The organism is Saccharopolyspora sp. CA-218241, from assembly GCF_050954615.1.
Taxonomy (GTDB): Bacteria; Actinomycetota; Actinomycetes; order Mycobacteriales; family Pseudonocardiaceae; genus Saccharopolyspora; species Saccharopolyspora cebuensis.
The window spans coordinates 384,436-398,620 of the sequence record NZ_CP191860.1 but is presented as its reverse complement, the minus strand read 5'-3'; the positions used below and the strand labels follow the sequence as shown (position 1 = coordinate 398,620).

General features: G+C 71.9%; 11 protein-coding genes and 1 pseudogene. All 12 read right to left on the bottom strand.

Annotated features, from left to right (window positions below; translation table 11 throughout):
* Window positions 1-312: 312 nt before the first annotated feature.
* The 12 genes and pseudogenes from ACQP0T_RS02090 to ACQP0T_RS02035 all read right to left on the bottom strand — a co-directional run bounded on the left by ACQP0T_RS02090 (window position 313) and on the right by ACQP0T_RS02035 (window position 14,159).
* The gene (locus ACQP0T_RS02090) at window positions 313-2,865 is read right to left on the bottom strand and encodes an ATP-dependent Clp protease ATP-binding subunit (RefSeq protein ID WP_433871042.1); all 2,553 of its coding nucleotides are present in this window, start codon (window positions 2,863-2,865) and stop codon (window positions 313-315) included.
* A gap of 242 nt (window positions 2,866-3,107) precedes the next feature.
* Complete coding sequence (locus ACQP0T_RS02085) at window positions 3,108-3,944, bottom strand: ABC transporter ATP-binding protein (RefSeq protein WP_433871041.1); 837 nt, start codon at window positions 3,942-3,944, stop codon at window positions 3,108-3,110.
* Window positions 3,941-5,020: a FecCD family ABC transporter permease gene (locus ACQP0T_RS02080; RefSeq protein WP_433871040.1), complete on the bottom strand. Its 1,080-nt coding sequence runs from the start codon at window positions 5,018-5,020 to the stop codon at window positions 3,941-3,943. Before ACQP0T_RS02080 ends, ACQP0T_RS02085 begins: the two co-directional genes overlap by 4 nt.
* A pseudogene (locus tag ACQP0T_RS02075) lies at window positions 5,017-6,083 on the bottom strand (FecCD family ABC transporter permease). Before ACQP0T_RS02075 ends, ACQP0T_RS02080 begins: the two are co-directional and overlap by 4 nt.
* 190 nt (window positions 6,084-6,273) lie before the next feature.
* On the bottom strand, window positions 6,274-6,633 hold the full coding sequence (locus ACQP0T_RS02070; protein ID WP_433871039.1) for a histone-like nucleoid-structuring protein Lsr2: 360 nt from the start codon (window positions 6,631-6,633) through the stop codon (window positions 6,274-6,276).
* A gap of 182 nt (window positions 6,634-6,815) precedes the next feature.
* Window positions 6,816-8,327 carry a lysine--tRNA ligase gene (lysS, locus tag ACQP0T_RS02065; RefSeq protein ID WP_433871038.1) on the bottom strand — a complete coding sequence of 504 codons (1,512 nt, stop codon included), beginning with the start codon at window positions 8,325-8,327 and terminating at the stop codon, window positions 6,816-6,818.
* Between the two features lie 323 nt (window positions 8,328-8,650).
* Complete coding sequence (locus ACQP0T_RS02060; RefSeq protein ID WP_433871037.1) at window positions 8,651-9,430, bottom strand: type III pantothenate kinase; 780 nt, start codon at window positions 9,428-9,430, stop codon at window positions 8,651-8,653.
* A gap of 10 nt (window positions 9,431-9,440) precedes the next feature.
* Complete coding sequence (gene panD, locus ACQP0T_RS02055) at window positions 9,441-9,896, bottom strand: aspartate 1-decarboxylase (protein WP_345358929.1); 456 nt, start codon at window positions 9,894-9,896, stop codon at window positions 9,441-9,443.
* Window positions 9,897-10,026: 130 nt separating this feature from the next.
* On the bottom strand, window positions 10,027-10,932 hold the full coding sequence (gene panC / locus ACQP0T_RS02050; RefSeq protein WP_433871036.1) for a pantoate--beta-alanine ligase: 906 nt from the start codon (window positions 10,930-10,932) through the stop codon (window positions 10,027-10,029).
* Entirely contained in the window at window positions 10,929-11,819 is an 891-nt protein-coding gene (locus ACQP0T_RS02045) for a Rossmann-like and DUF2520 domain-containing protein (protein ID WP_433871035.1), read from the bottom strand. The genes panC and ACQP0T_RS02045 overlap by 4 nt, the downstream gene beginning before the upstream one ends.
* 123 nt (window positions 11,820-11,942) lie before the next feature.
* On the bottom strand, window positions 11,943-13,184 hold the full coding sequence (locus ACQP0T_RS02040; RefSeq protein WP_433871034.1) for a PrsW family intramembrane metalloprotease: 1,242 nt from the start codon (window positions 13,182-13,184) through the stop codon (window positions 11,943-11,945).
* Between the two features lie 57 nt (window positions 13,185-13,241).
* Window positions 13,242-14,159, bottom strand: a complete 918-nt coding sequence (locus ACQP0T_RS02035; protein WP_433871033.1) for a DUF6779 domain-containing protein — start codon at window positions 14,157-14,159, stop codon at window positions 13,242-13,244.
* Between the last annotated feature and the right edge of the window lie 26 nt (window positions 14,160-14,185).

Here is a 14,185-nt window from a genome sequence, read left to right as displayed (position 1 = left end):
TCAACACCACCTGGAACCGCTGAAGCGCACCGCCGGTCGGAACCCCGGAACGCAACGCACGGCACGCCCGAACAGCACCACCGGGCAGGCTGCAAAGCCGCTTCCAGCCCACGCACGCAGCCGGCACCGCCGCGGGTTCTCAGCGGTCTTCTCGCGAGGACGCCCTGACGCGGGTGGTACATGAGGAAGGGCGCCCGGAGCGAGAAGGCCGCTGAGGTTCCGCCACCCGCACCGCCAAGCAACCGGACCACCACACCGACCACGAGCGGCCCCCGCATCGCGTGGATGCGGGGGCCGCTCGTGGTGTCCGGGTCACTCCGAGTCGGAGGAGCCCTTCGACTGGTCCTCACCGGAACCGGCGGACATGCTCACCGGCGGGGTGTCCGGGATCAGCGACGGCTGCTGCTCGCCGCGGAACGTGAAGGTCGCCTGGTCGTCGGGGCCTTCGCCGTCCCAGCCCTCGACGTCGACGATCACGATCTGACCGGCCTCGACCTCGCCGAACAGGATCTTCTCCGACAGCTTGTCCTCGATCTCGCGCTGGATCGTGCGGCGCAGCGGCCGGGCGCCCAGCACCGGGTCGAACCCGCGCTTGGCAAGGAGCTTCTTGGCCGTGGAGGTGAGCTCCATGGACATGTCCTTGGTCTTGAGCGCCTTCTCCACGCGGCCGGCCAGCAGGTCGACCATCTCGATGATCTGGTCCTGCGTGAGCTGGTGGAACACGATCACGTCGTCGATGCGGTTGAGGAACTCCGGCCGGAAGTGCTTCTTCATCTCCTCGTTGACCTTGCTCTTCATCCGCTCGTAGCCCGCGTCGGCGCCCGAGCCGGAGGAGAAGCCGAGGCCCACGGCCTTGGAGATGTCCCCGGTGCCGAGGTTCGAGGTGAAGATCAGCACGGTGTTCTTGAAGTCCACCGTCCGGCCCTGACCGTCGGTCAGGCGGCCGTCCTCCAACACCTGCAGCAGCGTGTTGTAGATCTCCTGGTGCGCCTTCTCGATCTCGTCGAACAGCACCACCGAGAACGGCTTGCGGCGCACCTTCTCGGTGAGCTGGCCGCCCTCCTCGTACCCGACGTAGCCGGGGGGAGCACCGAACAACCGCGACGCGGTGTAGCGGTCGTGGAACTCGCCCATGTCGATCTGGATCAGCGCGTCGTCGTCGCCGAACAGGAACTCCGCCAGCGCCTTGGACAGCTCGGTCTTCCCGACGCCCGACGGCCCGGCGAAGATGAACGACCCGGACGGACGCCGCGGGTCCTTCAGCCCGGCGCGGGTGCGGCGGATCGCCTGGGACACGGCCTTGACCGCGTCCTCCTGCCCGATGATCCGCTTGTGCAGCTCGTCCTCCATGCGGAGCAGACGGGTGGTCTCCTCCTCGGTGAGCTTGAACACCGGGATCCCGGTCCAGTTCGCCAGCACCTCGGCGATCTGCTCGTCGTCGACCTCCGCGACGACGTCCAGGTCACCGGCCTTCCACTGCTTCTCGCGCTCCTCCTTCTGGCCGAGGAGCTGCTTCTCCTCGTCCCGCAGGCGCGCGGCCCGCTCGAAGTCCTGCGCGTCGATCGCCGATTCCTTCTCCCGGCGCACGTCGGCGATCTTCTCGTCGAACTCGCGCAGGTCCGGCGGCGCGGTCATCCGGCGGATCCGCATCCGCGCGCCCGCCTCGTCGATCAGGTCGATCGCCTTGTCCGGCAGGTAGCGGTCGTTGATGTAGCGGTCGGCCAGGCTGGCCGCCGACACCAGCGCCCCATCGGTGATGGAGACCCGGTGGTGCGCCTCGTAGCGGTCCCGCAGACCCTTCAGGATCTCGACGGTGTGCTCCAGCGAGGGCTCGCCCACCTGGATCGGCTGGAACCGGCGCTCCAGGGCCGGGTCCTTCTCCACGTACTTGCGGTACTCCTCCAGCGTGGTGGCGCCGATGGTCTGCAGCTCACCGCGCGCCAGCATCGGCTTGAGGATGCTCGCCGCGTCGATCGCGCCCTCGGCGGCACCCGCACCGACGAGCGTGTGGATCTCGTCGATGAACAGGATGATGTCGCCGCGGGTCTTGATCTCCTTGAGCACCTTCTTCAGGCGCTCCTCGAAATCACCGCGGTACCGGGAACCGGCGACCAGCGACCCGAGGTCGAGGGTGTAGAGCTGCTTGTCCTTCAGGGTCTCGGGCACCTCGCCCTTGACCACCTTGGACGCCAGCCCCTCGACCACCGCGGTCTTGCCGACGCCGGCCTCGCCGATGAGCACCGGGTTGTTCTTCGTCCGCCGCGAGAGGACCTGCATGATCCGCTCGATTTCCTTCTCGCGACCGATCACCGGGTCGAGCTTGCCCTCCCGGGCGCTCTGCGTGAGGTTCCGGCCGAACTGGTCCAGCACCAGCGAGGACGACGGCGTGCCCTCGCCGCGGCCACCGGCCTCGGCCGGCTCCTTGCCCTGGTACCCGGACAGGAGCTGCAGCACCTGCTGCCGGACCCGGTTCAGGTCCGCGCCCAGCTTCACCAGCACCTGCGCCGCGACGCCCTCACCCTCCCGGATCAGGCCCAGCAGGATGTGCTCGGTGCCGATGTAGTTGTGCCCGAGCTGCAGCGCCTCCCGCAGCGACAGCTCCAGCACCTTCTTGGCCCGCGGGGTGAACGGGATGTGTCCGCTGGGGGCCTGCTGCCCCTGGCCGATGATCTCCTCGACCTGCTGGCGCACGCCCTCCAGCGCGATCCCCAGCGACTCCAGCGCCTTGGCGGCGACACCCTCACCCTCGTGGATCAAGCCCAGGAGAATGTGCTCGGTGCCGATGTAGTTGTGGTTGAGCATCCGGGCCTCTTCCTGGGCCAGGACAACCACCCGCCTCGCGCGGTCGGTGAACCTCTCGAACATTCGCACTCCTGACTGCTGCGCCGGCGGTCCTATGGCCGGGACACGGCTCGCCTGCAGCCGATGCCCGCGACGGGTTCAGCACTCTGGGGACCACTGTAGTAGCCCCGCCCGGTCGCGGTCCGTGCCCGCTTGCGGCCTGCTGCTCTCATTCTTCTACGACACCCCGGACAACGGCCCGCTGGCCTGCGGGATTCCGGTGGTCGCCCGATCCAGTGGGCTTGTCCGCTGTGCGCGAACACCTCCTAGCGGGCCCCTCGGCGACCGCCGACCGGCACCACCATCGGGGTCCCCGCGACCGGATCGGGGACCACCCGCGCATCGAGGTCGAACACCTCGCTGAGCAGGGATTCGGTCAGCACCTCCGCCGGTTCGCCCTCGGCCACCACGGCGCCGTCCTTCATCGCGACGAGCCGGTCGGCGTAGCGGGCGGCCAGGTTCAGGTCGTGCAGCACCATCACCACGGTCCGCCCGCCCCGGTCGTGCAGGTCCCCGACCAGCTCCAGCACGTCCACTTGGTGGGACAGGTCGAGGTAGGTGGTCGGCTCGTCCAGCAGCAGCAGGTCGGTGCCCTGGGCCAGGGCCATCGACAGCCACGCCCGCTGCCGCTGCCCGCCGGAGAGCTCGTCGAGCCCGCGGTCGGCCAGCTCCTCGATGCCGGTCAGCGCCAGCGCCTCGGCCACCACCGCCTCGTCGTCGGAGGACCACTGCCGGTACCAGGACTGGTGCGGGTGCCTGCCGCGGGCGACCAGGTCGGCGACCGTGAGGCCCTCCGGGGCGACCGGCGACTGCGGGAGCAGCCCGAGGACCCGCGCCACCTCCTTCGTCGGCATCTTGTGGATCTGCTTGCCGTCCAGCAGCACGTGCCCGCGCCGGGGCGGCAGCAACCGGCCCAGCGCCCGCAGCAGGGTGGACTTGCCGCAGCCGTTGGGGCCGATGACCGCCGTGATGGTGCCGTCGGCGACGTCGAAGTCCAGCCCGTCGACGATCACCCGCTCGCCGTAGGCCAGGCGCAGGTCGCGGGCGTGCAGCTGGTGCCCGGTGCGGGCCGGGGCCTCGCGGTCGCTGGTGGACGCGGTCATGCGCGGACCTCCCGGTGCCGGCGGATGAGCAGGTAGATGAGGTACGGGGCGCCGAGGATGGCGGTGACGATGCCCACCGGCATCTCCAGGTCGCCGAACGCGGTGCGGGACAGCACGTCGGCGCCGACGACCAGCGCCGCGCCCAGCACCAGCGAGGTGATCAGCGGGGGCCGGGCGCTGCCGGACAGCCGCAGCGCGATCTGCGGCACCGCCAGCGCGACGAACTGGATCGGGCCCGCCGCCGCGGTGGCCACCGAGGCCAGCAGCACCGCCGACAGCAGCAGGGCGCTGCGGGCGAGCTGCACCCGCACGCCCAGCACCCGCACCGTGTCCTCGTCGAACTGCAGCGCCCCGAGCACGTGCGCCCCGATCAGCGCCACCGGCACCAGCAGCACCAGCGCCACCGCCACCGGGGTCACGTGCTCCCAGCCGCGCGCGTTGAGGCTGCCGGTGAGCCACACCATCGCCCGGCCCGCGTCGTTGACGTCGCCGACGGTGAGCAGCCAGTAGCTCGCGTTGCCCGCCAGCGCGCTGAGCCCGATGCCCACCAGGACCATCCGGTAGGAGTCGACCCCGCGCCGGTAGGCCAGCAGGTAGACGGCCAGGCCGGTGCCCAGCCCGCCGAGCAGCGCCACCAGCGGCAGCCCGTAGGCGGCCAGCGCGCCGGTCAGCACGCCCGACGTGCCGCCGAACACGATCATCGCGACGGCCGCCGCGCCCGCGCCCGCGGTGATGCCCAGCATGTCCGGGCTGGCCAGCGGGTTGCGGGCCAGCGCCTGGGTGAGCGCCCCGGCCAGGCCGAGGGCGCCGCCGACCAGCAGCGCGGTCAGCGAACGGGGCAGCCGCAGCTCCCAGATCACGACGGTCTGGCCGCGGTCCCCGCCGCCGAACAGCGTGGCGAGCACCTCGGTCGGGGTGATCTGGTACTCGCCCATGCCGACGTTGAGCACGAACAGCGCCAGCAGCGCCAGCGCGGAGCCGAGCAGCGCGACCAGCGGGCGGATCCGGAGGACGCCCGAGAACGGCCCGGCCCGCAGCGGGGCCCGGCCGGCGACGCGCGGCGGGGTCTGGATCACAACCGCACCAACTTCCTCCGACGGACCAGGGCGATGAAGAACGGGGCGCCGACCACCGCCAGCATCACGCCCACCTGCACCTCGCCGGGCCGCGCGACCAGCCGGCCCGCGATGTCGGCGACCAGCACCAGCGAGGCCCCGAGGAGCCCGGCGAACGGCAGCAGCCAGCGGTAGTCCGCGCCGGTGAAGAACCGGGCCACGTGCGGCACGATCAACCCCACGAAGGCGATCGGCCCGCACACCGCGGTGGCCCCGCCGACCAGCACCGCGATGCCCGCGATGCCCGCGCGGCGGGCCCAGGCGACCCGGTGGCCGAGGGAGCGGGCCACGTCGTCGCCCAGCGACAGCGCGTTCAGGCTCGACGCGTTGGCCAGGCCGAGCACCAGCCCGGCGATCAGGAACGGCAGCACCTGCAGGATCACGCCGGTGTCGGTGACCGCGATCGAGCCGACCTTCCAGAACCGGTAGGTGTCCAGGGACTGCTGGTCGGACAGCACCAGCGCCGAGGTGATCGCCTGGAGGAGCTGGCTGATCGCCATCCCGGCCAGCGCCAGCGTCACCGGCGTCGGTCCGCCGCGCCCCATCGAGCCGATCGCGAACACCGCGAGCGCGCCCAGCAGGGCACCGGCGAAGCCGAACCAGATGAAGCCGTACAGGGTGGTGATGCCGAAGGTGTAGACCGACAGCACCACCGCCACGGCGGCGCCCTGGGTGATGCCGAGGATGCCCGGGTCGGCGATCGGGTTGCGGGTGTGGCCCTGCATCAGGGCGCCCGCCACGCCGAGGGAGGCCCCGGCGAGCACCCCGAGGACGGTGCGCGGGATGCGCAGCTCGCGGATGATCAGGTCGTTCTCGGTGCCCCGGGGGCGAACAGCGCGCTCCACACCTCGGCCACCGGGATCGTCTTGGCGCCCAGCGCCACGCTGAGCACCGCGCTGACCGCGAGCACGGCCAGCAGCACGAGCAGTCCGGTGAGGCGGCGGGCGCGGCGCTGCCGCAGCCGGTCGCCGGAGGCGGGACGCGCGTCGGGACCGGGGCGGTCGACGGTCACGCTGCGGCTCACGTCCCACTCCCTCACTGATCGAGTGTCCCCCGGGCGGGGGCATACTTAGGTTAGGACCACCTAATCACGACGACCAGACTGGCTCCCGATGTCCGTGGTCACAACCTCTGGGGGAGGCACCGCGGACGTGCGGAGGCGGACATGCCGAAGGGCGTCCCGGGAATCCCGGAACGCCCTTCCGCGCGAACTGTCAGTTCGCCTTGTGGTACTGCTCGACGATGTCGGCCGGGATCCGGCCGCGGTCGGAGACCTTGAGCCCGCGCTTGCGCGCCCATTCCCGAATGGCCTGGTTCTGCTCGCGGTCCGCGCTGGTCGAACTGCCGCTGGAAGAAGAACGGCCGCCGGACGTGGGGCGCGGTCCCGGCTTCTTGCGCCCGCCGGAACGGCGCGCGCTGGAGACGTAACCGGCCAGCGCGTCGCGCAGCTCTGAGGCGTTGTCCGCCGAAAGGTCGATCTGGTAGGCGACCCCGTCCAAACCGAACTCGACGGTTTCGTCGGCCTGGCCGCCGTCCAGATCGTCGACGAGGGTCACCGTCACCTTCTGCGCCATCGTGGAAGTCCTCCCCGGAGTTTTTGTGCAATACCGGGACAGCAACCACTCCCGGGAACACCGCATCCCTGCGAGTACGCCAATTGCCGTCACCGTGCGAATCTCAGGGTCAGGTTAGCGCAGCAACACCCACAACGCACTCATCCGAGGGAGAGAAACCAGTGCGGTGTTCCCTGATCGGGTCATTCCGGGCGGACCAGCGGGAACAGGATCGTCTCCCGGATACCGAGACCGGTCAACGCCATCAACAACCGGTCGATACCCATTCCGACGCCACCGCTCGGCGGCATTCCGTACTCGAGCGCGCGCAGAAAGTCCTCGTCGACCGGCATCGCCTCGGCATCACCGGCCGCCGCCAGCGCGGCCTGCTCCTCCAGGCGCTCCCGCTCCACCACGGGGTCGACCAGTTCCGAGTACCCCGTGGCGAGCTCGAAACCACGCACGTAGAGATCCCATTTCTCGGCCATCCCGGGACGGCTGCGGTGCTGCCGGGTGAGCGGCGAGGTCTCCAGCGGGAAGTCGCGGACGAACGTCGGCGCGGACAAATGATCGCCGACGAGCTGCTCCCACAGCTCCTCGACGAGCTTTCCGTGGCCCAGCGCCGGATCGGTCTGCAATCCGCGGGACTCGGCGTGCTCGCGCAACGTGGTCGCCGGTGTTTCCGGAGTGATCTCGGATTCCAGCGCCTCGGACAACGAGTCGTACATCGAGACCGACGCCCACTCGCCCGACAAGTCGTACCGGGTTCCGTCGAACCACGTCACCACCTGGGAGCCCGCGACCTTCTCGGCGGCCTCCTGGATCAGCTCCCGGGTGAGCACCGCCATGTCGTTGTAATCCGCGTAGGCCTGGTAGAACTCCAGCATCGCGAACTCCGGCGAGTGGGAAGAATCACTGCCCTCGTTGCGGAAGTTCCGGTTGATCTCGAATACCTTCTCGATCCCGCCCACGACGCACCGCTTCAGATACAACTCCGGCGCGATCCGCAGGAACAGGTCGATGTCGAAGGCGTTGGAATGCGTGACGAACGGACGAGCGGCGGCGCCGCCTTGCAGCGTTTGCAGCATCGGGGTCTCCACCTCGACGAAACCGCGCCGCTCGAAGGACGACCGCAGCGACCGCTGCACCGCCGCGCGGGTCCGCACCGTCTCGGCGGCCTGCTCGCGGACGATGAGGTCGACGTAGCGCTGCCGGACCCGGCTCTCCTCGCCGAGCTCCTTGTGCATCACCGGCAGCGGGCGCAGCGATTTCGCCGCGAGCCGCCACTCGTCGGCCATCACCGACAGCTCGCCGCGCCGGGAGGTGATCACCTCGCCGTGCACGAACACGTGGTCGCCGAGGTCGACGTCGGTCTTCCAGGCCGCCAGCGCCTCGTCGCCGACCTGGTTCTTGCTGATCATCGCCTGCAGCTCGGTGCCGTTGCCGGACCGCAGCGTGGCGAAGCAGAGCTTGCCGGTGTTGCGCAGGAACATCACCCGACCGGCGACGCCGACGTGCTCACCGGTGGCGGTGTCGGGCGCCAGGTCGGGGTGCGCCGCGCGGACCTGCGCGAGCTCGTGCGTGATGGGCAGCGCCACCGGGTAGGGGTCCACCCCGCCCGCCAGCAGGCGCGCCCGCTTCTCCCGCCGCACCCTGAGCTGTTCGGGCAGGTCATCGGCACTGTCAACGGGGTTCGGCTGGTCCTGGTCAGTCACGGCACCACAGACTACGTTCAGCGTTCCGGGGCGCTGTCACCAGGCAGCCTTTCGGCGGTACCCCACCCGCCGGACACCACCCCACGCAAGCGGCGAAAACCGCTTCCGCCAAACTCACGCGCCACCAGCACCCACCGTCAGACAAGCGGCGAAAGCCGCTTCCGCCTTACCCCACCCTCGCCACTGGCACCGCCGCGGGTTCTCAGCGGCCTTCTCGCGAGGACGCCCTGATGCCGTGTATCGGCATACATCAAGAAGGGCGCCCGGAGCGAGAAGGCCGCTGAGGTTCCGCCACCCGCACCGCTCCGCAAAAAGACCACACTTCAACCTATGTTCCGGTTGAAGACGAGTTTTAGTCCTTGCAGCGTCAAATCCGGCACGTGGTGGTCGATCATCTCCGACTCGGCGAGGACCAGCGGCGCGAGGCCGCCGGTGGCCAGCACCGCCGTCGGGCCGGGACGACTCGCCCCCAGCTCCTCGACGATCCGCCGGACCAGCCCGTCGACCTGTCCGGCGAACCCGTAGAGGATGCCGGACTGGAGGCATTCCACGGTGTTCTTGCCGATCACCGACCGGGGCGCGGCCAGCTCCACCTTGCGGAGCTGGGCGGCGCGCGCGGCCAGCGCGTCCAGCGAGATCTCGATGCCGGGGGCGAACACGCCGCCGAGGAACTCGCCGCGCGCCGAGATCACGTCGATGTTGGTGGAGGTGCCGAAATCCACCACCACGCAGTTGGTGGCGTGCAGGTGGTGCGCGGCCAGGGTGTTGATCACCCGGTCGGCGCCCACCTCCTTCGGGTTGTCCACCAGCAGCGGGACCCCGGTGCGCACCCCCGGCTCCACCACCACGCGCGGCAGGTCGTCCCAGTCGCGTTCGAGCATCACCCGCAGCTCCCGCAGCAGCGCGGGCACCGTGGACAGCGCCGCGATGCCGGTGATCCGCTCCGCGTAGTGGCCGATCAGGCCGCGCATGGTCAGCGACAGCTCGTCGGCGGTCATCCGCGGTTCGGTCCGCATCCGCCAGTCCCGGACCAGCTCGTCGCCCGCCGGGTCGTAGACGCCCACCGTGATGTTGGTGTTGCCGATGTCGATGGCGAGCAGCACCGCGGGTCCCCTAGTTCTCGGGCTGCTGGAGCAGCGCGTCGAGCTTGGCGGCGTCGTCGGTCTCGGCGCCGCTGACCAGGCCGGATCCCTCGGGGGCGGCGGCCGGGTCGGTGCCGCGCTCGACGATCCGGTTGTCCGCGTCGACGAACAGCACCTTCGGCCGCACCGAGCGCGCCTCCAGCTCGTCCAACACCCCGTAGGACATCAGGATGACCAGGTCGCCGGGGCTGATCAGGTGCGCGGCGGCGCCGTTGATCCCGATCACCCCGGAGCCGCGGGCACCGGTGATCGCGTAGGTCTCCAGCCGGGCGCCGTTGGTGATGTCGACGATCGCCACCTGCTCGCCTTCGAGCAGGTCGGCGGCGTCCATCAGGTCGGCGTCGATGGTCACCGAACCGACGTAGTGCAGGTCGGCCTGGGTCACCGTGGCCCGGTGGATCTTGGACTTCAGCATCGTGCGGAACATCGCGGACCTCCCTGCGCGCACGTGGGGCCTTCGGACACCGCGGTGGCGCCGCGACGTGGTCGCCCGGTACCGGTCGGCCCGGGGGCATTGTGGCCCACCCGTCCCGGCACCCGGCCGCGGACCCGGACGGTCACGACGGAACGCCCGGATCGCCGAGCAGCACCAGCGCGTTGTCGATCAGCCGGGTGCCGCCCACGGCGGCGGCGACGAGCAGCCGCGCCTCGCCCTCGGCGGGGACGGGCCCCAGCTCCGGATCGCGCAGCTCCAGGTAGTCGACCTCGACGAGCGGTTCGGTGGCCAGCACCTCGCGCGCGGCGGTCAGCACCGCGTCGGGACCGGCCGGGGCCGCGTGCGCCCCGGCGGTCAGCGCCGCCGACAGCACCAGCGCCGCCTCCCGCTGCTCGGCGGTGAGGTAGGCGTTGCGGGACGACAGCGCGAGGCCGTCGGGTTCCCGGATCGTCGGCACGCCCTGGACCGCCGTGTCCAGGTGCAGCTCGCGCGCCATCCGCCGGACCAGCACCAGCTGCTGGTAGTCCTTCTCGCCGAACAGCGCCAGGTTGGGCCGGACGATGGTGAGCAGCTTGAGCACCACGGTCAGCATCCCGTCGAAGTGCCCCGGCCGGGACGCCCCTTCGAGCTGGTCGCCCAGGTCGGCGACCCGGACGGTGATCTGCGGGTCGTCCCCGTACATCGCCCGCACCGACGGGGCCAGCACCAGGCCGACGCCCTCGGCGCGGCAGGCGTCCAGGTCGGCGTCCGGGGTGCGCGGGTAGCGCTCGAAGTCCTCGGCCGGGCCGAACTGCAGCGGGTTGACGAAGATCGACACGACCACCACGGTGTTCGGGTCGCGGCGGGCGCGGCGGATCAGCTCGCGGTGCCCGCGGTGCAGCGCGCCCATCGTCGGCACCAGCACCACGGTGCGCCCCGCGGCGCGCAGCGCGCGGGTGACCACGGCCAGCTCGGCGGGCTCGTGGTGGACGGTCAGCTCGCCCGGGGTGTAGCCGGGGCCCGCCCCGGCGAGTTCGGCGGCGGTCATCGCTCCTCCAGGGCGTCGCGCACCTCGGCGGCGGCATCGGCGCGCAGCAGCCCGGCCCGCTCGGCGCGCGCGGCCGTGCGCCGGGCCAGCGCGCGGTAGCCGGGCAGCGCCTCCGGATCGGTCCGGTCCAGCGCGGCGAGGTGGTCGCGGACGGTGCCCGCGTCCCCGCGCACCACCGGACCGGTGATCGCGCGGTCGCCCATCCGCAGCGCGTTGTCCAGGGACGCGGACAGGATCGGGGCCATCACCCGGTCGGCGGGCTCGATCCCGGCCGCGCGCAGCAGCGCCGCGCAGTCGTTGACCAGCGTGATCAGGTGGTTCGCGCCGTGGGTGAGCGCCGCGTGGTACAGCGCGCGGGCCTGCTCCGGCACCCGCACCGGCTCCATGCCCAGCTCCAGCGCCAGCGCCTCGGCCACGGCCCACCCCGCGTCGTCGGCGGCGGTGACCGCGGTGCAGGCGGTGGCCAGCCGCTCGACGTCCTCGGCGCGACCGGTGAAGGTCATCGCCGGGTGCAGCGCCAACGGCAGCACCCCGACCTCGGCAGCGGGGGCCAGCACCGCAACCCCGTGCGCGCCCGAGGTGTGCAGCAGCATCTGGCCCTGGCGCAGCGATCCGGTGGCCACCAGGCCCCGGACCAGCCCGGCGATCGCGTCGTCGGGCACCGCCAGCAGCACCAGGTCGGCCTGCGCGGCGACCTCGTCCGGCGGCAGCACCGCCGCTCCCGGCAGCAGCTCCTCGGCGCGGCGCACCGAGGCGTCGGACACCGCCGCCGCGGCGTCGACCTGATGACCCGCGCGGCGCAGCGCCGCGCCCAGCACGGCGCCCACCCGGCCGGCGGACACGACGCCCACCCGCAGCCGGGGACCCCGTCGCCCAGCAGAAACCACGTCGTCCTCCCTACCGTTCCAGTCCACTCCGGGTACCGGACAGCAGCGCGAGACTAGCCGGTCGACGCCGGTCCGACGCCGCCAGGTGGCGAGCGCCACGACCGGTCCCGGCGCGGCGGAGCGTCACTGCCGCCGGACCGGGCGCTTGATGTTGGCCCTGGTCAGCTCGTCGATCTTGATCCGCGCGGTGCGGATGGCGTGCTGGTTTCCGGTGGCCGAGCGGCGGGCGTGCTTGAGGTCGGCGATCAGCTTCTCCCGCCGGGCGCGGCGGGCGGCGCTGGTGGTGCGGCCCTGGGCGGCGCGGTGCTGGAGGAACGCCAGCTCGGTCACCGCGATCTGGTAGTCGCGCACCGCCTTGGCGGCCTCGGCGCCCGCGCCCCGGCGGACCTTGCGCAGCCAGCCGCGACGACCCGCCAGGCTGGCCAGCATCTCCACCTCGCTGCGCACGATGAGCCCCGCCCGCTGGAGCACCGGGAGCTGCTCGGCGACGATCCGCTGCTCGCGCTTGCGCTGCCACATCACCAGCCAACCGGTGCCGAAGAAGATCGGGACCATGATGAGGAAGTACATGTTGAGGAACTCGGTGCCGCCGAGCAGCGTGGAGGCGTTCCACACCGCGTGCAGCACCACCGCGGCCAGGTAGCCCAGCACCGGGTACAGCACCCGCATCCGCTTGTCCTCGGTGCGCGAGGCCAGCCCGATGCCGATGCCGATCATCGCGCTGAACAGCGGGTGCGAGAACGGCGCGAGCACCCCGCGGAGGATGAACACGGCGACGACCCCGCCGCTGACCCCGCCGAGGCCGCCCTCGGCGAAGGCCTTGCCGAAGTACAGGATGTTCTCGATGAAGGCGAACCCGGCGGCGGTCAGCGCGGCGTAGACGATGCCGTCGACCAGCCCGTTGAACTCCGAGCGGCGGCGGAACCACAGCGCGACGACGAACAGCGCCTTGGCGGCCTCCTCGACCACCGGTGCCATCAGGGCCATCTGGAAGAAGCGGTGGTCGGTCGGTCCGAGCAGGAGGTCGCCGAGGTTGGTGACGGCGTCGTTGAGCAGCAGGGCGCAGGCCGTGGCCCCGCCCGCCCCCCACAGGAACGCGCCGACCAGCAGCATCGGCGGCTCCGGCTCCCAGCGGTCGATCCACACGATCGCGGCGAAGACGACGGCGACCGGCAGCAGCGCGGCCACCGCCCCGACGGAAGCGGCCAGCCCGCCGACCCGCGAGGTGGTGACTCCCAGCATCACCAGCCCGCACATGCCGAGCACGATGAGCCCGGCGATCGGCCAGCCGACGGCGAGGTGCTTCCGGGTCTGGAGCCGCCGAGCACCGGAGAGGTCGGCGGCCTGAAGATCAGGAGAGGTCACGGGAGGAACCCTAGAGATCCCGCCGGGCGAACGCCGCCCGGGTGAGCGCGATCCACCTCACCCGCGACGGCGACGTCGCCGCTTGGTCTCCGTCCCGTAAGCCGCCAGCAACTCGTCGACCGAGGTGCCCTCGGCGTGCGCGCCCGCCGGGTCCTCCTCCGGGGCGGGGTTCTGGGCCGCTTGGCCCGGCGCCACCGCACCGGGCGCGGGCGGCTTCGGCGGCGCGGGATTCGGTGACGGCGGGTTCTGCGGCGCGGGGTTCTGGGGCGCTGGATTGGGGGGCGCGGGGTTCGACGGCTTCGGCGGCGCGGCGGCCGGACGGGGCTGGTTCGCCGCGGGCGGCTTCGCCGGGTGCTCGTACTGGCTGCGGTCCGGCCGCCGCTGCGGTGCCGACGGCGGCTCCTCGAACCGGCCGGACACCCGCTGCACCAGGTCCGTGCCGCCCGACCCGGACGTGGCGGGTGACCCCGGCAGCTCCCGCGACTCGCCCGGCGGCACGAACTCCGCGCCCTCCTGCAAGGACCGCACCCGGGTGGACTCGGCGCGCAGCGCGACCCGCTCGAACAGCACGTCACCGCCGAGCACCTGCTCCAGCGACGCCCGCAGCCGCTGCAACTCCGACTGCAAGGCGCGCAGCTCGCCCTCGGACTCCTCGGCGGCCTTGCGGCGGGCCTCCGCCTCGGCCTCGGCCTCGAACTCCTGGCGGGCGGCGATCTCCCGCTCCAGCTCCAGCTCGTAGATCCGCTGCCGCTCGGCGGCCTCCCGCTCCTTCTCCACGACCCGGCTGCGCAGCTTGGCGACCGCGAAAGCAGCCAGCAGCGCCGACCACAGCGCGGCGACCAGCCCCAACCGCAGCAGGCGCGCGTCGTCGCTGAGCACCAGGACGGCGGTGGCGGCGGCCGCGAGCAGCAGCGCCGCGGTCCACAACGCGCCGGAACGCCTGGGGGCGGAGTCGGAACCGCCGGAGTCGGACATGCCGTCCACGGTACCGGGCGGTTATG

Excerpts from the sequence above, each read along its gene's own strand:
- ACQP0T_RS02035 (WP_433871033.1), bottom strand. The coding sequence starts at position 14,159 with ATGTCCGACTCCGGCGGTTCCGACTCCGCCCCCAGGCGTTCCGGCGCG.
- ACQP0T_RS02085 (WP_433871041.1), bottom strand. The coding sequence starts at position 3,944 with ATGACCGCGTCCACCAGCGACCGCGAGGCCCCGGCCCGCACCGGGCAC.
- ACQP0T_RS02070 (WP_433871039.1), bottom strand. The coding sequence starts at position 6,633 with ATGGCGCAGAAGGTGACGGTGACCCTCGTCGACGATCTGGACGGCGGC.
- ACQP0T_RS02090 (WP_433871042.1), bottom strand. The coding sequence starts at position 2,865 with ATGTTCGAGAGGTTCACCGACCGCGCGAGGCGGGTGGTTGTCCTGGCC.
- panD (WP_345358929.1), bottom strand. The coding sequence starts at position 9,896 with ATGTTCCGCACGATGCTGAAGTCCAAGATCCACCGGGCCACGGTGACC.
- panC (WP_433871036.1), bottom strand. The coding sequence starts at position 10,932 with ATGACCGCCGCCGAACTCGCCGGGGCGGGCCCCGGCTACACCCCGGGC.